This is a genomic window from Croceicoccus bisphenolivorans (assembly GCF_001634625.1).
GTDB classification, from domain to species: domain Bacteria; phylum Pseudomonadota; class Alphaproteobacteria; order Sphingomonadales; family Sphingomonadaceae; genus Croceicoccus; species Croceicoccus bisphenolivorans.
This window is the reverse complement of sequence record NZ_LRSE01000001.1, coordinates 286,106-308,317: the sequence shown is the minus strand read 5'-3', so window position 1 is coordinate 308,317 and position 22,212 is coordinate 286,106. Positions and strand designations below refer to the sequence as shown.

Genomic DNA, 22,212 nt, shown 5'->3' with positions numbered 1-22,212 from the left:
GCTGACACGATCAGTCCGGCCCTTCGCTTTATACAGCAACGGCATCGCGCATGTCGCAATCCGGAAATATCGGGAGTGGTTTCGCAATTGCGAAGTGGGTAGTAGGATGGCGTGCTGCTGGCCCCTGATCTGCTTGCACGGATAGTCGCGTCGTCGTCGCCCGACCGTCACCGCCGTGTAACATCGCCACGCCATGCAGCCGCGAACACGCGGCATCGCTGCCGCCAGGCAGGGCCATGAACGAGCAGACACCTTCATTGACGCAGATGGGCCCCGCAAGGCCGGTTGCCACACCCTCGTCGATACCGGCGGATGAACTCTACACCAATCGCGAACTCAGCTGGCTGGGCTTCAACCGCCGCGTGCTGGCAGAGGCGCGGCGCAAGGCCTATCCATTGCTGGAACGCCTGCGCTTTCTTTCGATCTCGGGCAGCAACCTCGACGAATTCGTGATGATCCGCGTTGCCGGTCTTGCCGGACAGATGCAGCGCGGCATCAGCAAGACCAGCATCGACGGCCGCACGCCATCGCAGCAGCTTTCCGCGATCCGCAAGGCGATCCGCGATCTAGAGCGGCAGCAGCAGGCCGTTTGGCGCGAGCTTCGCGCCTTGCTGGGCGATGCCGGCATCCATGTCGCGGACGAGGATCGCCTCGATCCCGAATCGCGCGCATGGCTGAAAGACTATTTCGAGCGTCACGTCCTTCCCGTGCTGACGCCGCAGGCTATCGATCCCGCCCACCCGTTCCCGTTCGTGGCGAACCAGGGCATGGGCCTGCTGTTCAACCTGACGCGACTGGTCGACAAGCAGCGCGTGGTCGAAATGATCCTCATTCCTTCGGCATTGCCGCGCTTCGTCCGGTTGCCGGGAGAGGACGCGCACTACATTCCGGTCGAGCGGCTGATCGTGCGCTATGCCAATCTGGTCTTTCCCGGTTTCCGCATCGAAGGCGACGGCGTGTTCCGCGTCATCCGCGATTCCGATATCGAGGTGGAGGAAGAGGCAGAGGATCTCGTCCGCCTGTTCCGCAGCGCGATCCAGCGCCGCCGCCGCGGGCAGGTCATCATGCTGGAGTTGGACGCCGAATTCGATCCCGAGGCGGAGGCGCTGTTGCGCGAGCAGCTCGGTCTTGAAAACGCCATGGTGATCAAGACCGACGGCATCATCGGCGTCGAGGGGCTGGCCGACGTGGTGGACGAGGATCGTCCGGACCTGAAGTTCGATCCCTACAGCCCGCGCTACCCGGAACGGATCATGGAGCACGATGGCGATTGCTTCGCCGCGATTTCCGAAAAGGACATCGTGATCCACCACCCGTACGAAAGTTTCGAGGTGGTGGTTGATTTCGTGCGGCAGGCGGCGAAGGACCCCGACGTCGTCGCGATCAAGCAGACGCTTTACCGCGCCGGCAAGCAATCGGCGATCATCAACGCCCTGATCGCCGCGGCAGAGGCGGGCAAGTCGGTTACCGCCGTCGTCGAGCTGAAAGCCCGTTTCGACGAGGAACAGAATATCCTGTGGGCCAGTCAGCTCGAACGCGCGGGCGTGCAGGTCATCTACGGCTTCGTCGACTGGAAGACCCATGCGAAGGTTTCGATGGTCGTGCGGCGCGAAGGGGACGAGTATCGCACATACTGCCACTTCGGCACCGGCAACTATCACCCGATCACCGCGCGCATCTATACCGACCTGTCGTACTTCACAGCCGATCCGCGGCTGACGCGCGATGCGGCGCGGCTGTTCAACTTCGTCACCGGCTATGTCGAACCGCGCAAGACCGAAGGGCTGGTCATCAGCCCGATCGCGATGCGCGACACGATCTATGCCAATATCGACCGCGAAATCGCGAACCAGCGCAACGGGCGTCCGTCGGGCATCTGGGCCAAGATCAATTCGCTGACCGATCGCGGCATCATCGACAAGCTTTACGAGGCAAGCGCGGCGGGCGTGCCGATCCGGTTGGTGGTGCGCGGGATCTGCTGCCTGAAAGTCGGCATCCCGGGGGTTTCGGACACGATCGAGGTCAAGTCCATCATCGGCCGGTTCCTCGAACACAGCCGCATCTGGGCCTTTGCCAACGGTTATCGCCTGCCCAGTCCGCGTGCGCGCGTGTTCATCAGTTCGGCTGATGCGATGAGCCGGAACCTCGACCGGCGGGTCGAAGTCATGGTGCCGATCCGTAACCGGACAGTGCATGACCAGATCCTTGAACAAGTGCTGGTTGCAAATCTCCTCGATACCGAACAGAGCTGGTTGTTGAAGCCAGACGGGGAGTACGAACGCGCTGTGCCCGGTGAAAAGCCTTTCAACCTGCATCGTTATTTCATGACCAATCCTTCGCTTTCTGGCCGCGGACAGGCCCTTGCGGAAGACCAGATCCCGCGCCTCGCGTTGAGGCGGGGTGCACGGTCGTGAACCGGAGCAAGTCCTCCTATCGGCGCCGGGTCGAAGGTTCCTGGGCGAGCGAGGGTGGCGGAAAGCGCGCCATCATCGATATCGGCTCCAACACCGTCCGCATGGTCGTCTATGGCGGCTCGCATCGCGCGCCGCAGGTTCTCGCCAACGAGAAGGTGACCGCGCGGCTGGGCAGGGGCCTGGCCGATACCGGGCGGATGAGCGACGAATCGATTGCCCTTGCGATGGCGGGGTTGGGGCGGTTCGCCCTGATCTTGCGCGATCTCGATATTACCGACGTGGAGACGGTTGCCACGGCAGCGGTTCGCGATGCCGCCAACGGCGCTGAATTCCTTGCCGGCGTCGAAGCGCTTGGACTTGGCGTCCGGCTGATATCGGGGGAGGAAGAGGCACGGACTAGTGCCTATGGCGTGATCGGCGCATTCCCGCGCGCCGTGGGCGTCGTTGCCGACCTTGGCGGCGGTAGTCTCGAGCTGATTTCCGTTTCCGGCGACGAACCGGGCCGGGGCACGACGCTGCCGCTCGGTTCGCTGCGCCTTGCCGCTCTGCGTGAGGCGGGAGACGAGAAGTTCCATTCGCGCGTGGGCAAGGCGCTGAAGAACGCGGGCTGGAAGGAGCCTTGCGGTGGCACTCTTTACCTCGTGGGTGGCACGTGGCGGACGATGGCAATCCTGGCCATGCGTCAGCAGGGTCATCCCTTGTCCGATCCGCACGGGCTGGAGATAGACGCAGCGACAGCGATGAAGCTGGCGCGCCGCACGGCCAAGACGTCTAGCGAGGCGCTGAAGGCGATCCCGCGCGTTTCCACCATGCGTTCGCTGATCCTGCCGGACGCGGCGGCACTGCTGGTCTGCCTACTCAAACTGCTGCAGCCCGAACGGCTGGTGTTTTCGGCTTGGGGTTTGCGCGAAGGGCTGCTCTACGATCGGTTGGAGCCGGTGGAACGGGCGCAGGACCCGCTGCTGGCGGGTATTTCGCTGTTCGCCGGCCAGCACGGCGCGCCGCCGATGTTGGCTACCCGCGTGGCCGCGTGGACCGTGGATGGCAGCCCGCAGGACGGGGAGGGGAGCGAACGCCTGCGCCTTGCCTCCACGATGCTGGCGCTCGCCTCGCTTCAGGTCGAACCGAACCTGCGCTTGCAGCAGGCGGTGGACTGGGCGCTGTACAAGCGCTGGCTGGCCATCGACGATGTCGGGCGTGCGATGATGGCGGCGACCATCCTTGCCAATGGCGGGACGACGGAACTGCCTACGCTTCTTACCGACCTTGCACCGCAGGAAAGGCTGGACGAAGCGCTGACCTGGGGGCTGGCGATCCGCCTTTGCCGCCGTATCGGTCTGCAATCGCGCAAATCGCTCTTGATGACTCGCCTCAGGGCCGAAAACGGCATTCTGCGACTGGCTTTTCACGAAAGCCATGCCGCTCTCGCAACGCATCCCGCGCCAAAGGACCTGAAGAACCTTGCCGACAGGCTCGGCCTGGAACCGAAGATCGAGGTACTCGGAGACGCAGCATTCTCCGCCATCCGCGACAATGGCATGCATGCGGAAATCGCGGCGGCCTGACGTCCACGCAAACTAGGCCCCCGGATCGATGATCCGCAGCCACCATGAACCTCCGCAAGGAAAAGGGCCCCGGATCAATGATCCGGAGCCCTTTGTACCAACCCTTGCGGGCGGCCTCGATCAGATGTCGTTGCCCAGTGCGCCTTCGACCTTGCCCTTGAACTGCTGGGCTTCGCCCTTGGCTTCCTGCTCACGGCCTTCGGCGCGGGTTTCGGGGTTGCCGCTCTGCTGCTTCGCGTTGCCGATGGCTTCGTTTACGTTGCCTTTGATCTTTTCGGTCAGTTCACCCATGGGGTATCTCCAATATTTTGATAACAGGCGACTTTCGTCTGCTTTTGCCTGATCAACGCATGGAGTGCGGATCGGTATCCGCGCCTTGTCCGGTGCAGCGTGCAACTGGGCGCAGCAATGCGGCAGCAACGTGGCAATCGCGCCGCCGGGCCATTGTTTTCCAGCGATGTGGTGGAAATTGGCTCCCCGAGTAGGATTCGAACCTACGGCCATTCGATTAACAGTCGAATGCTCTACCGCTGAGCTATCGGGGAGCAGCCCTTCTGGCGGGCAGGGGTGCGCCTATATTGGGCCATTCGGGGTTTGGCAACCCTTAGAACGACGCAATTTTCAGATCGCGAATTGTTCACCCACAATCCGCTCGTCAAGGCTGTGCCCGCGGTCGAACATCAAGGTCAGATCACGCTCGTGCGCCACTTCCACGCGGATCTTCGCGATGTCGCGGATTTCGCGCTGGTCAGCCACGGCAGAGACCGGGCGCTTGTCGGCGTCGAGGCTGCGAATCTCGATCGGCAGGTGATCGGGCAGGATCGCGCCGCGCCAGCGCCGGGGGCGGAAGGCGGAGATCGGCGTGAGTGCCAGCAGGCCGCAGCCCAGCGGCAGGATCGGGCCGTTCGCGCTGAAATTATAGGCGGTGGAACCGGCGGGGGTTGCCACTAGTACGCCGTCGCACATCAATTCGGGGATGCGCACTTTCGCACCGACCTTGATTTCCAGCTTCGCCGTCTGGCGCGTTTCACGTAGCAGAGAGACTTCGTTGATCGCGCAAGTGGAAACGATCTCGCCGCTTTGCGTCTCGGCCGTCATCATCAGTGGCGAAACCTCGAACGATCGGGCGCGGTTGACCCTGTCCAGAATGGGCAGGCGGCTCGCCTCGACCTTGTTCATCAGGAAGCCGACGGTGCCGCGATTCATGCCGAACGCGGGCAGGATGTGCTCGTCCTCGATCATCTGGTGCAGCGTCTGCAGCATGAAGCCGTCACCGCCCAGCACAACGACCGCGTCCGCCTCTGCCATCGACACGAAATCGTGCGCCTGCGACAGCTTCTTCGCAGTCGCCTGCGCCTTGTCTGTCGGCGATGCCGCCAGTGCCAGTTTTTCGATCTTAGCCATGCTTCCTGCGACTCCCCCCTCAGGCCCGGCGGACCCTATGGAGCGGCCACCGGCTTGGCAATGGCGTCAGGCCGGTTCCTTCACCTTCGCCGCGCGCCGCACGATGGCGGACAGGCCCTTGGTCAGCTGGAACAGGCCGTTGAGGCGGGATTTCGGATCACCCCAGTTGCGTTCGATCACCAGCTTCATGTCGGGCCGCAGGCGCGCCGTGCCCTTCAGCCGCTCGACATAGGCGATGAGGCCTACCGGATCGGGGAATTCGTCCTTGTGGAAGGCGACCAGCGCGCCGCGCGGGCCAAGATCGATCTTGGCGATCTGCGCCTCGCAGGCCTGCAGCTTGATCTCGATGAGCTTGACGAGGTTTTCCGTGGCAGAGGGCAGGGGGCCGAAACGGTCGATCATTTCGGCGGCGAGCGCCTCGATCTCGTCCTTGTCCTTCGCCTCGTTCAAACGGCGATAGAGCGCCATGCGGATCGACAGGTCCGGCACGTAGTCTTCCGGGATCATGATCGGCGCGTCGACGGTGATCTGGGGGCTCAGCCCGCTGCGATCTTCGACCACGCCCAGTTCGCCCGCCTTGGCGGCAAGGATCGCGTCCTCCAGCATCGACTGGTAAAGTTCGAAGCCGACCTCGCGGATATGGCCCGACTGTTCGTCGCCCAGCAGGTTGCCGGCACCGCGAATGTCGAGATCGTGGCTGGCCAGCTGGAAACCCGCGCCCAGCGTGTCGAGATCGCCCAGCACCTTCAGGCGCTTTTCGGCGACTTCGGACATCTGCTTGTCCTCCTCTGTCGTGAGGTAGGCATAAGCGCGCAGCTTGGACCGGCCCACGCGCCCGCGCAGCTGGTAAAGCTGGGCAAGGCCGAAGCGGTCGGCACGGTGGATGATGATCGTGTTCGCGCTGGGGATGTCGAGGCCCGATTCGACGATCGTAGTCGACAGCAGGACATCGTATTTCTTCTCGTAGAAGGCGCTCATCCGCTCTTCCACTTCGCCCGCACCCATCTGGCCGTGGGCGGAGACGTATTTGACCTCCGGCACGGTCGCCAGCAGCCAGTCCTCTATCTTGGGCATATCTGCGATGCGCGGCACGACGATGAAGCTCTGCCCGCCGCGATGATGCTCGCGCAGCAGGGCTTCTCGCACGACCATGTCGTCCCATTCCATCACGTAAGTGCGGACGGCAAGGCGGTCGACCGGCGGGGTCTGGATGACGGACAGTTCGCGCAGGCCCGACATCGCCATCTGCAATGTGCGCGGGATCGGCGTGGCCGTCAGCGTCAGGACGTGGACATTGGCGCGCAGGGCCTTCAGCTTCTCCTTGTGCGTGACGCCGAAGCGTTGCTCTTCGTCAACGATTACAAGGCCTAGCCGCTTGAACTTCACGCTCTTTGACAGGATTGCGTGGGTGCCGACGACGATATCGATCTTGCCCGCTTCCAGCCCTTCGCGCGTTTCCGCAGCCTCCCTGGCGGGGACGAGGCGGGAAAGGCGCCCGATGTTGAGCGGGAAGCCGCCGAAGCGTTCGCAGAAGTTGGCATAGTGCTGCCGTGCCAGCAGCGTGGTCGGCGCGATCATCACCACCTGCTGTCCGGCCATCGCCGCGACGAAGGCGGCGCGCAGGGCCACCTCGGTCTTGCCGAAGCCGACATCGCCGCAGACGAGGCGGTCCATCGCCTTGCCGTCTTCCAGATCGCGCATGACATCGTCGATCGCGCGTTCCTGGTCCTCCGTCTCGCTCCACGGGAAACGGTCGACGAAGGGATCGTAGCTTTGCGGATCGGCCTCGATAACCGGCGCCTTCTGCAGCGCGCGTTTTGCCGCTGTTGCCAGCAGTTCGTGCGCGATTTCGCGGATGCGCTCCTTCAGCCGCGCCTTGCGCTTCTGCCAGCCTTCGCCGCCAAGCCGGTCGAGCGGGACGTTCTCCTCCCCGCTGCCATAGCGGGAGAGGACGTCGAGGTTTTCGACCGGAACATAGAGCTTGTCGCCGCCGTGATATTCCAGTGCCACGCAGTCGTGCGGGCTCTTGCCGACGGGAACGGACTGCAAGCCGATATAGCGGCCGACGCCGTGATCGATGTGCACGATGTGGTCGCCCGGCTGCAGCGCCTGCAGCTCCGCCATGAAGGCGTCGGCATCCTTCTTGCGCTTTTTCCGGCGGATGAGCCGGTCGCCTAGCAAGTCGCGCTCTGTCACGAATTCAAGCGTATCGTTGGCAAAGCCCGATTCGAGCGGCAGCACTACCGCCACGGGCCGCTGCTTTGCCGCGATGCCCAGTGCTTCCTGCCACGTTTCGGCGCTGGCCGGTTCGTACTTGCCCGCCTCACCAAGCTGGCTGACGATGCGCTTTCTCGCGCCTTCGGAATAACAGGCAAGGATCGCGCGCCTGCCACCATCAGCCTGTTTTTTCAGGTACTTGGCGGCGACTTCGTAGACATTGTCTCCGCGTGTGCGTTCGGGCGTGAAGTCGCGGGCGGAGCCGAAACCGAAGTCGACGACGCGCTCGGCCTCCGGCTCTGCGAAGATCGAGGTGCGGTGGACGGGGCGGCCTGCCAGTTCCGCTTCGAACTCGTCGCGCGCAAGATAGAGCGCTTCCGACGCCAGCGGGCGATAGGCGCCGGGGCTGGTTCGCGCACTCTCGGTGCGGGCGCGGTGATAGTCGACGATCTCGTCCAGCCGTTCATCACCGGCACGCAGCGCGCCGCCGTCGATAATCGTCACATCCCCGTCGCCAAGGTGATCGAACAGCGTCGCCAGCTTGTCCTCGAACAGCGGCAGCCAGTGTTCCATACCCGCCAGCCGCCGCCCGTCGCTCACCGCCTGGTACAGCGGATCGCCCGTTGCCGTCGCGCCCCACCGTTCGCGGTAGCGGGTGCGGAAACGCTTGATCGTATCCTCGTCCAGCAAAGCCTCGCTGGCGGGAAGAAGCAGGTGCCGTTCCAGAGTGCCGGTCGTGCGCTGGGTGTTGGGATCGTAGAGGCGCAGGCTCTCAAGCTCGTCGCCAAAGAAGTCGAGCCGCAGGCCCGCCTGTTCCATCTCGCCCTTGTCGTTCTTCGTTTTGAGGCCCGAAGGCACGATATCGAAGATCGAACCGCGCACGGCAAATTCGCCCGCGTCGATCGCGGTGTCGCTGCGCGCGTAACCCTGCCGCTGCAGCAGTGAGATCAGGCTTTCGTGTCCGATCTCGCTGCCGACTTCCAGCATCCGCGTCGCCTCGCGAATGCGGAACGGGGTGAGCACGCGCTGCAATACGGCGTTGACGGTGGTGACAAGCAGTTGCGGGCCGCTGCGCTTGCGCTGCAGTGCCTGCAACGCCGCCAGCCTGCGCGCGCTGACAGACAGGGCGGGGCTGGAACGGTCGTACGGCAGACAGTCCCACGCCGGAAACTCGATCACGTCCAGTTCCGGCGCGAAGAACGGCGCGGCATCGGCCACTGCCGCCATCGCCTGTTCGTCGGGCGCGATGAACACGGTTCGGGCGGGCGCTTTTGCGTGCGCGGCGGCGCGGGCAAGGTCGGACAGGACGAGCGGCAACGCGCCGCGCGCAAGCGAAGACAGCACCAGCGGTTTTTCCGCGGCGATAATTTTGGGAAGGTCAGCCATGTCTAAGGGGGACTATCTGGCTATGTGACAGTTCCCGCGCAAGGGCGGATTTCGCCGCTCAACGATGGATGTGCACGTAATCCAGCTTGCGCATCGCATCCATCAGCGGCCCTTCATAGCGTTCGGGCGCAATTTCCGTGCCCAGTGCCCACGCCATGATGTAGACGTCGTCTTCTTCGAGCAAAGCCTCGAACCAGTCACACTCCACATCGCCCCACGACGCGTGGTTCTTGTCGAAGAAACCGCCGATCATGAAGTCGGCCTCGCGCGTGCCGCGATGCCATGCGCGAAATTTCAACCTGCCGAGACGAGCACTGTCCACCATGGCGCGCGACTACCTGTGTGGACCCTGATGTGCAAGGCGCTATAGCCGGTGCCATGCGGCCCGAAGTGCTCAATCCCCTGTTTGCCGGTGCCGACAGCCTGAAAGGCGTCGGCCCGAAGCTGGAAAAGCCGTTGGAGAAGCTGGGCCTGTCGCGCCTGCGCGATTTTGCGTTCCACCTGCCCGAACGCTTTATCGACCGCCGCGTCGTCGCCAATCTGGACGAGGCGGCGGTGGGCGAAAACGTGATCGTCGAACTGACCCCTACGCAATACCGCCAGAGCCGCAGCGGGCGCGGGCCGTTCAACGTGCTGGCCAGCGATGCGATCGGCAATGTCGTGTCGCTAACCTACTTCGGCCGCGCCTCTTACTCGGCGAAGAAGTCCTTGCCGCTGAACGAAAAACGGTGGGTTGCGGGCAAGCTGGACCAGTATGGTGACATGCTGCAGATCGTGCATCCCGATCACGTGAGCGCGGAGGGCGGGGTCGCGATGGGCGCCACGCGGGAGCCGGTCTATGCGCTTTCCGAAGGCCTGACGCAGAACCGGTTGCAGGCGCTGATCGAACAGGCACTGGATGAAGCGCCGGAGCTTCCCGAATGGATCGAGCCGGGGCAGCTGGACCGCAAGCAATGGCCCGCGTGGCGCGACGCGCTGGTGCTGGCGCATCAGGGGCAGCACAAGGCCGCGCGCGATCGGCTGGCCTATGACGAACTGTTCGCCTCTGCCCTCGCGCTGATGCTGGTGAAGGCGGACAACAAACGGCGCAAGGGCGTGCCGCTGCGGGGCGACGGGGGCTTGCGGGAAAAGCTGCGCCTGCCGTTCGAACTGACAGGGGCGCAGAAGCGCTCCATCGGCGAGATAGAGGGCGATCTGGCGCAAGGCCACCCGATGCTGCGACTGCTGCAAGGCGATGTCGGCAGCGGCAAGACGGCGGTGGCGCTCCATGCCATGCTGGTCGCGGTGGAAAGCGGGGCGCAGGCGGCCATGCTGGCGCCGACCGAGATCCTTGCCCGCCAGCATTACGACACGCTGGTCGAAATGGCGCGTGGCACGGGGATAGAGATCGCGGTGCTGACGGGGCGCGACAAGGGCAAAGCGCGGGAATCGATCCTGATGGGCCTGCTGGATGGCAGCATCGATGTGATCGTTGGTACCCATGCGATCTTTCAGGACAGTGTAGCCTATCGCAATCTCGCGCTTGTCGTGATCGACGAGCAGCACCGGTTTGGCGTCAATCAGCGCCTGTTGTTACAGCAGAAGGCGCGGGGAACGGCGCACTGCCTTGCCATGACCGCAACGCCGATCCCGCGCACGCTGACGCTGGCGCAATATGGCGAGATGGAAGTGTCGAAGCTCGACGAACTGCCGCCGGGCCGCCAGCCGATCGACACGCGCGTCATTGCGAACGAGCGGCTGGGCGATGTTGTCGCTGGATTGCGCCGCCATGTCGGCGAAGGCAAGCAGGCCTACTGGGTCTGCCCGATGGTGCGCGAGCACGAGACGGAGGATATCGCGGCAGCGGAGGAGCGGTTCGATACGCTGCGGCAGGCGCTTGGCGAAAACGCGGTCACGCTGGTCCACGGCCAGCTTCCGGCCGATGTGAAGGATGCCAACATGGCGCGTTTTGCCAGTGGCGAAGTCGCGGTGCTGGTGGCGACGACAGTGATCGAGGTTGGCGTCAACGTGCCCAATGCCTCGCTGATGGTGATCGAACAGGCCGAACGCTTCGGCCTTGCTCAGCTGCACCAGTTGCGCGGGCGGGTCGGGCGCGGGGCGGAGAAATCGGTCTGCCTGCTGCTGCGCGGCGATACGCTATCCGAAACGGGCCGTGAAAGGCTGGCCCTGATGCGGGAAACGCAGGACGGGTTCCGCCTTGCCGAAGAGGATTTGCGCTTACGCGGCGGGGGCGAAATCCTTGGCACGCGGCAGTCGGGGGAACAGGGCTTCGAACTGGCCTGCCCCGAACAGATCAGCGAATTGCTGGAAACCGCGCACGATGATGCCCGCCTGCTAATGGATCGCGATGGCGGCCTTACTGGCTCGCGCGGAGAAGCCGCGCGGATCGCGCTTTACCTGTTCGAGCGGGACTACGGTGTGCAACTCCTGCGCGGAGGTTAGGCCGCCGAAACGGTCATCCGCACCCGATCGAAATTGCGGGCGGTAAGATCCTCCGGCGCAATCGTGAATTGCAGGACGCCTGTGCCGAAAAAGTGGCCCAGCGTGTCGTTGCCGCCGATTTCCAGCAGCAGCACTTCGCTCTCGATAAAGTCGCGCAAATGCCCCTGTACCCACGAAGGCGTACCGAAAAGGCGATTGGGTGCGGGCCGGTCGGCCAGCTTGTGCGCGGCGGCAGCGCGTTCGATCCATTCGGCGGGAATGGCTTCTGCCGCTGCTCCGCGCGCGCCCAGCGTGGCATTGATCGCGGCACTGACGATGGCGGGGAACACCGGTTCGAGCGAGGTGCGCACCTGTTCCATCCAGCCCCACATCTCGTTGGCAGAGACTTGCGGGATGGGCTCGAACGGTTCCTCGCGGCTGGCCACGGCATAGAGCATGCGCGTTTCATCCAGCCAGCGGGCCAGTTCTGCGGGCTGATTGTCCTGTCGCATCAGGTCCAGCAGATAGGCGCAGGCCATGCGGACGGCGGACCAGTCGTGGGGGAAGGCGGGGTATGGCCGCGCGAAATCCGCGGGCATCGCAGGCGCAGTGCCGCCGCCATCGATCCGCGCCAGTTGGCCCAGCAATTCGTGGCCAACCGTCCAGAACCGCCCGTCGCCTGCGGCAAGATCGACGCGCGCAGGTTCGATCGCCCATTGCGGCAGGCGGCGCGGGATGACGCCGCGCGCGTCATGATCAGCCCCCGCGCAGAAAGGCCATGCCCAGACGGCCTGGCTGCCGTATGCGGGGCCAAGATCGGCAGGCGCCTCGATCTGCGACCAGGCTCCGGTCGGGCAGGGAACATGGACGAAGCGGTATGCCATGGGGCGGGACCAGTCGAGGTCCATGAACAGGTAGAGTACGCCGTCGGCAGGCAGCAGTCCGGTCGCGTCCTGTCCGGCCAGCTTTGCGCATTCGAGCTGCATTACGAAAGTAAGCGGGATCTCTCCGGTGTCTGTTTGGGCGCGCGGCCATGCCAAACCGGCTGGCGCGACGGGCAGGCCGCCATAGAAAGAGAGGCCGGGGCTGCTTGTCGGCGGGAAGATTTCGCCCAGCACGATGGTGTTGGCGCGTGCGGATGCGATAGCGTCGGCTGGCACGGGAACCGCATCCGCCAGGGGTCCCGGTGCCACTGCAGCTTCCGGCGAAGGCGCAGGTTCCGGTTGGGTCCCAAGCTCCGGTTCGGGCGAACCGAAATCGTCGAAATCGCTCCAGTCGAGGGTTTCGGAAAGGGCGGTGGCCGATGCCCGTTCCTCGACAACATCCGTCAGGTCGAGAACGGGTTCGGCAAGCTCTTCTGGTGGTTCCGCTGCTTCCGCCACTTGCCGCATGACCGGTTCGGCAGGGTGCGCCACGCTATCCCAGTTCGGATCATCATGCGCAGGGCCGGTTTGCCAGTCGGCATCGCGATCCAACGTCGGTGCTGGGCTCCATCCCGTCGTTTCATCGTGGATCGCGGGTTCCTCGGCAGGAGCGGGTTCTTCGACCTCCACGGGCACCAGTTCGAGGACAGGCGCGTCGTTGGATGCCGCCGGCGCAGCTTCCGGCCAGTCGTTCTCGATCGGGCCGTCCGCGCTTCCCGTCGCAGCGGTCGCGCTCATGTCGCGGGTCAGTGGTCCGGGGCTGACTTGCGGAACGGGGCGCCCTTCAAGGCGGCGGCGGATCGCATCGGAATCCATCTGCCGCGCATCGGGTGCACTCGCTTGCTGTTGTTCCACGGCAATACCGCGCCGTGTGCGCGCATCCGATCGAAACAGGGAGAAGATGAGCGCAAGGCCAAGTGCCGCCGCAACGACCGTCGTGCCCAGCGGGATCGCGGGAACGAATGTCTTTGCCGCCATGATCGACGCCGCCACCAGCGTCGTCAGCAGGATAATGCGAACCGAACCCGACTGCTTCATCTATGTCCTCCGTGCGCGGGAAAGGCGCAGACAAGGGAGGGTGAAGGTAGAAGCGAATGGTTTACGAAACGGTTAGGAACCAGTCTTGCGGCAAGGTTACCGGACCGGCCCGCAAGTCAGCGGGATTTAACCGTCCTGCCCGATGTGGGCAGGGGCTTCCTCTATCATCCTGACGAAGCGTTCGCGCCACCAGTGCACGTCTTCGCTGCGCACCCCTTCCAGCAGGATATTGTGCCGCCGCTTGCGCTCTGCCAGCGGCATGGTGAGCGCGGTGTGGATTGCGTCGGCCACTTCCTCGGGCGCATAGGGGTTCACCAATAACGCTTCCTGCATCTGCGCCGCCGCCCCGGCAAAGCGGGAGAGGACGAGGACGCCGGGATCTTCCGGATCCTGCGCGGCGACATATTCCTTGGCGACAAGGTTCATCCCGTCACGCAAGGGCGTGACCAGCCCGACTTTCGCGGCGCGATAGAGCGCGGCAAGCTCGTCGCGGGAATAGCCGCGGTTGACGTAGCGGATCGGCGTCCAGTCCACTTCGGCAAAGGCGCCGTTGATGCGGCCCGCCATCTCGTTCAGCTTTTCGCGTACGTTGCGATACTGTTCGACTTCGCCGCGCGACGGCGGGGCGATCTGCACCAGCACAACGGCGCGGTGCGCCTCTGTATGCCGGTTGAGGTACGTCTCGAAACTGTTGAGGCGTTCTTCCAGCCCCTTGGAATAGTCCAGCCGGTCGACACCCACGATCATGCTCAACTGGCGAAGAGAGATACGCGTGCGTTCGGCGATTTCCTGCGCGGCGGGTGTCTTTGCCGCTTCGAGGAAGTTCTTGAAGTCGATGCCGATGGGGCAGACGGCGGCACGCAGTGTCTTGCCGTCCACCGTCACGTATTCGCCATCCACTGTGCCGCCCAGCTCGTTCTGGCAATAGTGCAGGAAGCTTTCCAGCCACTCGCTCGTCTGGAATCCGATCACGTCATAGGCGAACATCGAGCGTACCAGCCGCTCGTGATAAGGCAGGGATACCAGCAGGCGCGTCGGCGGCCATGGCGTGTGGAGGAAAAAGCCGATGCGGTTGTTCACCCCGTGCTCGCGCAGTTGCGAGGCGATGGGGATGAGGTGGTAATCGTTGATCCAGACGGTGTCGCCCGGTTCGATCATGACATGTAGCGGTTCGGCAAAACGTTTGTTCACCCGCTCGTACCCGCTGCCGAAGCTGCGGTTGTACTTGGCAAGGTCGATCCGGTAGTGGAACAGCGGCCACAACGTGCGGTTGGCAAAGCCGTTGTAGTATTCCTCCACGTCCTGCGGTTCGAGATCGACGACGGCGGATCGCACACCGTCGATTTCCTCGAAACTGACCGATCCGGTGAATTTCTCGACCTCTCGTCCGGACCAGCCGAACCACAACCCGCCCGCTTCGCGCAGTGCAGCCTGAAGCGCGACGGCAAGACCGCCTTGCGCGCCATCGGGATGGGGCAGCGATACGCGATTGGATACGACGATCAGGCGGCTCATTTGTCCGTCCCCCGGTTGCATGCTTGGTTTTCGGTCATCCTGCCGGTTCGAGCATGGCGGCGAGCCATGCTTTCACTGCGGCCGGATCGGACAGGCGGTATGCGGCCCTGCTTTCGCGGACAGGGCCGATCAATACGCCATGCCCTTCCAGCGATGTGACGGCGGCAAAGCCGTCCTCATCGGTAACGTCGTCGCCCAGGAACACCGGGCGATGCCCCGCAAACGGCGGCACATCCATCAACCGCGCGATGGCCGTGCCCTTGTGAACGCCCGGCACGCGCACCTCGATCATCTCGTGCCCCGGCTGCAGGTGCAGGCCCGCTGCATGTTCGCGCGCGAGGGCGATGCTGGCATCGGCATGTTGCGGGGCCAGACGAAAATGGAGCGCGGCACCCAGCGGCTTGTCCTCGAAGATCACGCCTTCGCGCGCGGCGGAAAAAGCGACGAAGGCTTCGCGTGCGGCGTCCAGAGATTTCGGGCGGGGCAGGGCGCAGTGCTCGCCATCGGCAAGCCGCCATTCGCCGCCGTGGCTGCCCGCGACGGGCAGGGCACCAAGGCCGAAGCCGTCGAGGTCTGCGATATAGCGGCCGCTGACGATCGCCAGCCTGCCGTCCAGCCGGTCGGCCAGCCGGTGCAGCCGCTCTATCAATGTATCGGGAACGTGCACGGCCTCCGGCCTCTCTGCCAAGGGCACGAGGGTTCCGTCGAAATCGAGGAACAGCGCATCGCGCGACGGATCGAGCGGCGGCGGTTCGGGCATTGTCCGGGTCACGTTTGTCCTATGTGGCGGCAGGTGCATGGGGGTCAACCCTTCTTCGCGGATGCAGCAAGTTCCATGGCCGCGAGGTCACTTGTGCATGGCGGCCCGACCGCAATTGCGGGAGCAGGGGCGATGTGCGAGCCATAAGGCATGACAAGCGCCGATGCGTATCAGCAAGCGGCGACGAAAGGATAGACGAGCCACACCGCATACCACCGAAGTATCGGTCCTGATTCCGGCAAAAATGCAAGAAAACCGCTGCATTTTCGGGATCGAACCGCTCTTCCGGACATTAGGATCGGTGTGGGCATCGTTGCTAGATAAAGAAATGGCGAGGGAACTTGACCAAGACCACATCCAGGGCGCGCAGCGAAAAGACCGCATCGCGCGATAGCAAGCTTGTCGACGTGCTGATCCGGCACATCGTTGATTCCGAACTTCCCGGCGATGAACCATTGCCCAAGGCCTTTCGGACCGAGATTGCGCAGTTCCTGCTCGACGCCGCGGCACAGCGGGAAGAGGGCAAGTCGGTCATCACGATCGCCTCCGCGCCCGAAGGAAGACGCGGTACCCGCATCGCGATCATCAACCGCGACATGCCGTTCCTCGTCGATTCCATTGCCGCCACCCTGTCGGAGTTCGGACTGGTCGCCGACACGCTGGTCCATCCGGTCGTTCCGGTGGAGCGCGGTGCCGACGGCACGCTCGTCACGTTGAAGGCCGATGGCGCTGCGGGACGCGAGGAATCGTTCATCTATGTAGAGGCGCCGCGCGTGGACGGTGCGCACCGCCGCCAGATCGTCGATGCGCTGCAGACAACGCTCGCCGATGTTCGCGCGGCAGTCGAAGACTGGCCCAAGATGATCACCGCAATGGAGCGTGATGCACGCTGCGTCGCCGATCCCGAAGGGCGCGCGCTGCTCGACTGGTTTGCAGGCGGCATGCTGACGCAGCTCGGCCATGTCACCCGCCACCGCGACGGCAGCCAGTCGCAGGTGCTGGGCGTTTGCCGAAAGTCCGCGCGCCAGATTCTTGCCGATCCCTCGTGGGATCGCGCCTTCGCATGGTTCGACCGGCTGGGCGAGGATGCGCTGGCAAAGGCGCCGCTGGCGGTGAAGGCGAACCAGCTTTCGCGCGTCCACCGCCCCGTGCCGATGGACCTGCTGATTGTGCCGGTGGTGGAGGATGGCAAGATCGTCGCCTTGTCGGCCCATGCGGGCACATGGACCAGTGCCGCACTCAACACCCCGCCCGACGAGGTGCCGCGCATGCGGCGCGAATTCGGGGAACTGACCGTCCGGCTGGGCTTCGATCCGAAAGGGCATACCGGCAAGGCGGTGCTCCACGCGCTGACCGTGCTACCCCACGATCTCCTGATCGGTCTGCCCGAACATGCCATCGCCCGGCTTGCCACGATGATGTCGGGACTGGTCGATCGCCCGCGCCCGCGCCTTGCGCTGGTCGAAGGTGCCCTCTCTCGCCATATGTTCGCGTTCGTCTGGCTGCCGCGCGACCTGATGAGCACGGAAACGCGCCTGCGCATCATGGATCTGCTGGAAAGCGAATCCCGCGCCGAAACGCTGGACTGGGCCTTGCAGATCGAAGGGGGCAATCTGGCCCTGCTGCGCTTCGTGCTCGACATTCGCGGCGGGCAGGGCGTGCCGGACGAGACAACGCTTGATGCGCGGCTGCAGACGATGCTGCGCGGTTGGGAGGAAGCGGTCGAACATGCCCTTGCCGAATGCGAGGATGCGGGCCGCGCCGCCGCGCTTGCCGCGCATTATGCCAACGCATTCCCCGTGGCTTATCGCGCCGATTACGGCGCGGCCGAAGCTGCGCGCGACATTCTGCGCATCAGGGCGCTGGCCGCCTTGCCGGAGGATGACACCTCGCTTCGCCGCGATGCGCGCCTCTATCGGCTGGAACATGATCCTGCAGACCAGATCCGCCTGAAAGTCTATCAGTACGAAGGCGTCCTGCCTTTGTCGGATGCGGTTCCGGCGCTGGAGAACTTCGGCTTCCGCGTGATGGCCGAAATCCCGACCCCGCTGGACGAAAGGCGGATCGGCACGGTTCACGACTTCGTGCTCAGCCTGGGGCAGGACGGGGATGTCGGCGCGGTGATGGATCGCGCCGCCGCGATAGAGGGGGCGATTTCCGCCGTCCTCAACAACGTAGACGAAAACGACGCTTTCAACCGGCTGGTCGTCTCCACCGGACTGGGGCGTCAGGAAACGGTGTGGCTGCGCGCGATCTACCGTTATCTGCGGCAGGGCGGGCTGGGCTTTACCATCGGCACGGTCGTTTCCGCCTTTGCCGGCGCGCCTGCGGTGGCACGCGGGTTGGTGGACCTGTTTCGCGCAATGCACGATCCGGCGACGAAGAAGCCCGACGCCGCGGCAGACAAGGCGCGCAAGGCAATCCGCGACGGTCTGGCCAACGTCAACGCGATCAACGACGATCGCCTGCTGCGCCATTATCATGCGACGATAGAGGCGGTGCTGCGCACCAACGCCTTTGCCCCTGCGGCACAAGAGGCGCTGGCGCTGAAGCTGGACAGTTCGGGCGTGCCGGGCCTGCCCAAGCCGCTGCCGTGGCGAGAGATTTTCGTCTATTCCCGGCGGGTGGAGGGCATCCACTTGCGCGCAGGGCCGGTAGCGCGCGGTGGCCTGCGCTGGTCCGACCGGCGCGACGATTATCGCACCGAAATCCTCGGACTGATGAAGGCACAGCGCGTGAAGAACGCTGTCATCGTGCCGACGGGGGCCAAGGGCGGATTCTATCCCAAGCAGCTGCCCGATCCGGTTCGCGACCGCGATTCGTGGGCAGCGGAAGGCAAGGGCAGTTACCAGGTCTTCATCCGCGCGCTGCTTTCGGTTACTGACAATATCGTCGACGGCAAGGTCGTCCACCCGCAGGGCGTGCGCGTGCTGGATGGTGACGACCCCTACTTCGTGGTCGCCGCCGACAAGGGCACGGCCAGCTTCTCCGATGTCGCCAACGCCATTGCCAAGGCGCACGGCTTCTGGCTGGGCGATGCTTTCGCCAGCGGCGGCTCCAACGGATACGACCACAAGGCGATGGGCATCACCGCGCGCGGTGCGTGGATTTCGGTGCAGCGCCACTTCCTTGAAATGGGCGTCGACGTGCAGAACGATCCCGTCTCTGTCGTCGGTTGCGGCGACATGTCGGGTGACGTGTTCGGTAACGGGATGCTGCTGTCGAAATCGATCCGTCTGATAGCGGGGTTCGACCATCGCCACGTGTTCATCGATCCCGATCCCGATCCGGCGACAAGCTGGAAGGAGCGCAAGCGCCTGTTCGGCCTGCCGCGCTCCAGCTGGGCCGATTATGACGAGGCGCTGATCAGCAAGGGCGGCGGCGTCTTCCCGCGCACGATGAAGCGCATTCCGCTGTCAAAGCAGGCGCGAACGGCGCTTGGCATCGAGGATAAGGAGGTCGAGCCCGACCGCCTGATCGCTGCGGTGCTGGCCGCACCGGCAGACCTGCTGTGGTTCGGCGGGATCGGCACTTACGTCAAATCGACATCGCAGAACCATGTCGAGGTCGGCGACCCGTCGAACGACGCGTTGCGCGTCGATGCGGCGGACTTGCGGGTGAAGGTCATCGGCGAAGGCGCGAACCTTGGCATCACGCAAGCCGGGCGCATCGAGTTCGCACTGGGTGGCGGGCGCATCAACACCGACTTCATCGACAATTCGGCGGGCGTCGATTGTTCGGACAACGAGGTCAACATCAAGATCGCGCTGGAAGCCGCGCGCAAGGCGGGCCGCCTGTCCGAAGAACGCCGCAACACGATCCTTGCCGGGATGACCGACGAGGTCGCGGACATCGTGCTGGAAGACAACCGCCTGCAGACGCTGGCCCTGTCCGTTGCTGAACAGGGCGGCTCGCAAGCCACGGCATCGCAGATCCGGCTGATCGAACAACTGGAAGATGGCGGCGACCTGGATCGCAAGACCGAGGGGCTGGCCGCAAGCGACGTCTTCACCCGCCGCGCCGCCGACGGGCACGGGCTGACCCGCCCCGAACTCGCCGTGCTCCTGTCCAGTTCCAAGCTCGTGCTGCAAAAGGCGATCGAGGATTCGAAGCTGCCTGACGATCCCGCGCTGGAAGCATCGCTGGTCGGCTCATTTCCGGCAGAGATGCAGGGCAAGTTCCGCAAGTACATCGAAGGTCACCGCCTGCGGCGCGAAATCATCGCGACCGAAGTCGCCAACCGCGTCGTCAACCGGCTGGGCATGGTCCTGCCGTTCGAACTGGCGGAAGAGGAAGGCGCGTTGCTCTGCGACGTTGCCGGCGCGTTCATTACGGTCGACCTGCTGTTCGACCTCGGATCGCTGTGGCAGCGGATCGAAAATGGCAAGATGGGAGAGGAAGCACGCTTGCTGCTGCTCCACCGCGCCGCAAGCGCCGTGCGCAGCCACATGGCCGATGTCCTGCGGCTGGGCGCGGGGCCGGTTGCGCCGCAGGCGTTGCAGGACGAGCTTAAACCTTTCGTCGACGCCTTGGCCAAGGATACGGACAACCTGCTCGAAGCGGCGGCGTTGGCCCATTCCGAACGCCTGCGCGGCGAACTGACCGGAAAAGGCGCGCCGGTGGCGGATACCGTGCCGGTGGTCAACCTCTTCGAGATGGACGGCGCGGTCGGGCTGGCGCGGCTTGCCGCCGACAGCGGGATCGACGCACGCCAGATCGCGGCGACCTTCACGGATCTTGGCGCAAGGCTGGGCATCGACTGGGCGCAGCAAACGGCTGCGGTGATGAGCCCGTCCGATCCGTGGGAACGCCTGCTGGTGGCCGGTTTGTCGCGCGATCTTCAGCAGATGCGTCTGGAATTCCTGCGTCGCCTGTTGCGCAGCGAAAAGGCGAAAGCCGACCTGCAGGCCTCGGTCGATGGCTGGGCCGAAAGCCGCTCCGCCGCAATCCGCCAGTTCCGCGCGATGGTCGGGCGGGCAGAGAACGCTGTGCCGGTTTCGCCCGCGATGCTGGCGCATATCGCAGGGCAGGGGCGGACACTGTTTGCGGTGTGAGATCGGGGTGGGGGCGCTTGTCGCCTCCCGCCTTGTCGCCGGTTAGGTGCGCCTGGCGCTTCGCTGGGGAATGCTCGCGGATAAACAGCCACCGGGCTGTCTATCGCTAGCGAAAATTGGTCGGGGAGAGAGGATTCGAACCTCCGGCCCCTGCCTCCCGAAGACAGTGCTCTACCAGGCTGAGCTACTCCCCGACCGGTCGGTCTGCCGCTTCGGTGGTGCCGTCGCGGCGAGGCAGGTGCGCGCCTATAAGGGGGACTTCACCCACTGGCAAGCGGGCATTCTCGCTTTCATGGACTTTGTTGCGGACCTTCGCGTTTTTCCTCGCATTTATGCCCCGTGCGGGTTCGCCTTCGGGCATGGCTGGGCTAGAGTTCTCACTCTCCAGCAGCGATCCGCAGGGCATTGGGCATGCGTCACCCCGAATACCAGTATCTCGACCTTCTGGAACACGTGCTCGAACGCGGGGATGAGCGAGTCGACAGGACAGGGGTGGGCACGCGGTCCGTCTTCGGCGCGATGGCGCGCTTCGACCTGTCGGACGGGTCGATCCCGCTGCTGACGACGAAGCGGGTGTTCTGGAAGACTGCGGTGAAGGAGATGCTGTGGTTCCTGACCGGCGGCACCAATATCCAGCCGCTGGTGCGCGAGAATGTGAAGATCTGGACCGACTGGCCGCTGGCGAATTACCGGCGAGAGACGGGCGAGGATATCAGCCAGCCCGATTTCGAGGCGCGCATTGCAGAGGACGACGCCTTTGCCGCGAAGTGGGGCGAGCTTGGCCCGGTTTACGGCAAGCAGTGGCGGCGCTGGCTTAGCAGCGACGGGCGCGAATACGACCAGATCGGCGACCTGATCGAAATGCTGCGCAACAATCCGTCCAGCCGCCGGATGCTGTTCCACGGCTGGAACGTGGCGGAGGTCGGCCAGATGGCCCTGCCGCCGTGCCACATGGTCTACCAGTATCACGTGACATCGGACGGCAGGCTCAATTCACTGATGTTCCAGCGCAGTGCCGACCTGCTGCTGGGCGTCGGCTTCAACTGGGTGAACGCTTGCGCCCTGCAACTGATGCTGGCGCAGCAGGCTGGGCTGGAGTTGGGCGAGTTCGTCTGGTTCGGCGGCGATGTGCACCTCTACCTCAACCACGTGGAGCAGGCGCGCGAGCAGTTGTCGCGCGAGCCGCGCGGCCATCCGAAGATGCGCCTGACCCGCAAGGCTGCAAGTATCGACGATTACCGGATCGAGGATTTCGAAGTGGAGGACTACGCGCCGCAGGCCGTGATCAAGGCTGACGTTGCGGTTTAAGGAGTTGGTTAGCGGCACGACAGCTATCCGATATTTCTGACCATATGTGGAATTGCCGCTAACGATCCGATTGTGGTCGTTGTGTAGACCAGCCCGACTATCCTTGATGCGTCACTTTGTTACGTTGATCGTTCCCACCGATAAGGCCGCAGCTGTTTGAGCGGTGATGGAGCGTCAGGGCAGGGCGGCGACCCCCAATAGACAATC

12 protein-coding genes and 2 tRNA genes are annotated in these 22,212 nt (G+C 64.3%); 5 read left to right on the top strand and 9 right to left on the bottom strand.

Annotated elements, in window-relative coordinates; genetic code table 11:
* The first annotated feature begins 266 nt into the window (after positions 1 to 266).
* Positions 267 to 2,414, top strand: coding sequence for an RNA degradosome polyphosphate kinase (locus tag A7A77_RS01430; RefSeq protein WP_156500312.1), 2,148 nt, complete (start codon positions 267 to 269; stop codon positions 2,412 to 2,414).
* Positions 2,411 to 3,979 (top strand): Ppx/GppA family phosphatase, encoded by a 1,569-nt coding sequence (locus A7A77_RS01425; protein ID WP_245638350.1) that lies wholly within the window; start codon positions 2,411 to 2,413, stop codon positions 3,977 to 3,979. The genes A7A77_RS01430 and A7A77_RS01425 overlap by 4 nt, the downstream gene beginning before the upstream one ends.
* A 120-nt stretch (positions 3,980 to 4,099) precedes the next feature.
* Here A7A77_RS01425 and A7A77_RS01420 read toward each other — a convergent pair whose 3' ends face one another.
* From A7A77_RS01420 to A7A77_RS01400, 5 genes are all read right to left on the bottom strand, one after another.
* Positions 4,100 to 4,270 (bottom strand): CsbD family protein, encoded by a 171-nt coding sequence (locus tag A7A77_RS01420; RefSeq protein ID WP_066552450.1) that lies wholly within the window; start codon positions 4,268 to 4,270, stop codon positions 4,100 to 4,102.
* 179 nt (positions 4,271 to 4,449) lie between these two features.
* Positions 4,450 to 4,524: transfer RNA gene (locus A7A77_RS01415), tRNA-Asn, on the bottom strand.
* A gap of 76 nt (positions 4,525 to 4,600) precedes the next feature.
* Positions 4,601 to 5,383 carry an NAD kinase gene (locus tag A7A77_RS01410; RefSeq protein WP_066552448.1) on the bottom strand — a complete coding sequence of 261 codons (783 nt, stop codon included), beginning with the start codon at positions 5,381 to 5,383 and terminating at the stop codon, positions 4,601 to 4,603.
* Between the two features lie 66 nt (positions 5,384 to 5,449).
* Positions 5,450 to 8,986: a transcription-repair coupling factor gene (gene mfd / locus A7A77_RS01405; RefSeq protein ID WP_066552446.1), complete on the bottom strand. Its 3,537-nt coding sequence runs from the start codon at positions 8,984 to 8,986 to the stop codon at positions 5,450 to 5,452.
* Positions 8,987 to 9,044: 58 nt separating this feature from the next.
* Positions 9,045 to 9,311: an FAD assembly factor SdhE gene (locus tag A7A77_RS01400; RefSeq protein ID WP_066552444.1), complete on the bottom strand. Its 267-nt coding sequence runs from the start codon at positions 9,309 to 9,311 to the stop codon at positions 9,045 to 9,047.
* A 53-nt stretch (positions 9,312 to 9,364) separates the two neighbouring features.
* On the opposite strand from A7A77_RS01400, the gene recG reads away from it, so the two are divergent.
* Positions 9,365 to 11,428 carry an ATP-dependent DNA helicase RecG gene (recG, locus tag A7A77_RS01395; RefSeq protein WP_066552442.1) on the top strand — a complete coding sequence of 688 codons (2,064 nt, stop codon included), beginning with the start codon at positions 9,365 to 9,367 and terminating at the stop codon, positions 11,426 to 11,428.
* Here the strand turns inward: recG and A7A77_RS01390 are convergent.
* The 3 genes from A7A77_RS01390 to otsB all read right to left on the bottom strand — a co-directional run bounded on the left by A7A77_RS01390 (position 11,425) and on the right by otsB (position 15,655).
* The gene (locus A7A77_RS01390) at positions 11,425 to 13,368 is read right to left on the bottom strand and encodes a DUF1963 domain-containing protein (RefSeq protein WP_066552440.1); all 1,944 of its coding nucleotides are present in this window, start codon (positions 13,366 to 13,368) and stop codon (positions 11,425 to 11,427) included. The two genes, recG and A7A77_RS01390, sit on opposite strands and share 4 nt — an antisense overlap.
* 126 nt (positions 13,369 to 13,494) lie before the next feature.
* The gene (gene otsA / locus A7A77_RS01385) at positions 13,495 to 14,883 is read right to left on the bottom strand and encodes an alpha,alpha-trehalose-phosphate synthase (UDP-forming) (protein ID WP_066552438.1); all 1,389 of its coding nucleotides are present in this window, start codon (positions 14,881 to 14,883) and stop codon (positions 13,495 to 13,497) included.
* Positions 14,884 to 14,917: 34 nt separating this feature from the next.
* Positions 14,918 to 15,655: a trehalose-phosphatase gene (gene otsB, locus A7A77_RS01380; protein ID WP_245638349.1), complete on the bottom strand. Its 738-nt coding sequence runs from the start codon at positions 15,653 to 15,655 to the stop codon at positions 14,918 to 14,920.
* A 329-nt stretch (positions 15,656 to 15,984) separates the two neighbouring features.
* On the opposite strand from otsB, the gene A7A77_RS01375 reads away from it, so the two are divergent.
* Complete coding sequence (locus A7A77_RS01375; RefSeq protein ID WP_066552434.1) at positions 15,985 to 20,697, top strand: NAD-glutamate dehydrogenase domain-containing protein; 4,713 nt, start codon at positions 15,985 to 15,987, stop codon at positions 20,695 to 20,697.
* 117 nt (positions 20,698 to 20,814) lie between these two features.
* Here A7A77_RS01375 and A7A77_RS01370 read toward each other — a convergent pair.
* Positions 20,815 to 20,891 (bottom strand) — tRNA-Pro (locus A7A77_RS01370).
* 217 nt (positions 20,892 to 21,108) lie between these two features.
* Here A7A77_RS01370 and thyA point away from each other — a divergent pair.
* Positions 21,109 to 22,005, top strand: a complete 897-nt coding sequence (thyA, locus tag A7A77_RS01365) for a thymidylate synthase (RefSeq protein ID WP_066552431.1) — start codon at positions 21,109 to 21,111, stop codon at positions 22,003 to 22,005.
* Positions 22,006 to 22,212: the final 207 nt, after the last annotated feature.

Excerpts from the sequence above, each read along its gene's own strand:
- A7A77_RS01430 (WP_156500312.1), top strand. The coding sequence starts at position 267 with ATGGGCCCCGCAAGGCCGGTTGCCACACCCTCGTCGATACCGGCGGAT.
- A7A77_RS01420 (WP_066552450.1), bottom strand. The coding sequence starts at position 4,270 with ATGGGTGAACTGACCGAAAAGATCAAAGGCAACGTAAACGAAGCCATC.
- A7A77_RS01410 (WP_066552448.1), bottom strand. The coding sequence starts at position 5,383 with ATGGCTAAGATCGAAAAACTGGCACTGGCGGCATCGCCGACAGACAAG.
- mfd (WP_066552446.1), bottom strand. The coding sequence starts at position 8,986 with ATGGCTGACCTTCCCAAAATTATCGCCGCGGAAAAACCGCTGGTGCTG.
- A7A77_RS01400 (WP_066552444.1), bottom strand. The coding sequence starts at position 9,311 with ATGGTGGACAGTGCTCGTCTCGGCAGGTTGAAATTTCGCGCATGGCAT.
- recG (WP_066552442.1), top strand. The coding sequence starts at position 9,365 with ATGCGGCCCGAAGTGCTCAATCCCCTGTTTGCCGGTGCCGACAGCCTG.
- A7A77_RS01390 (WP_066552440.1), bottom strand. The coding sequence starts at position 13,368 with ATGAAGCAGTCGGGTTCGGTTCGCATTATCCTGCTGACGACGCTGGTG.
- otsA (WP_066552438.1), bottom strand. The coding sequence starts at position 14,883 with ATGAGCCGCCTGATCGTCGTATCCAATCGCGTATCGCTGCCCCATCCC.
- thyA (WP_066552431.1), top strand. The coding sequence starts at position 21,109 with ATGCGTCACCCCGAATACCAGTATCTCGACCTTCTGGAACACGTGCTC.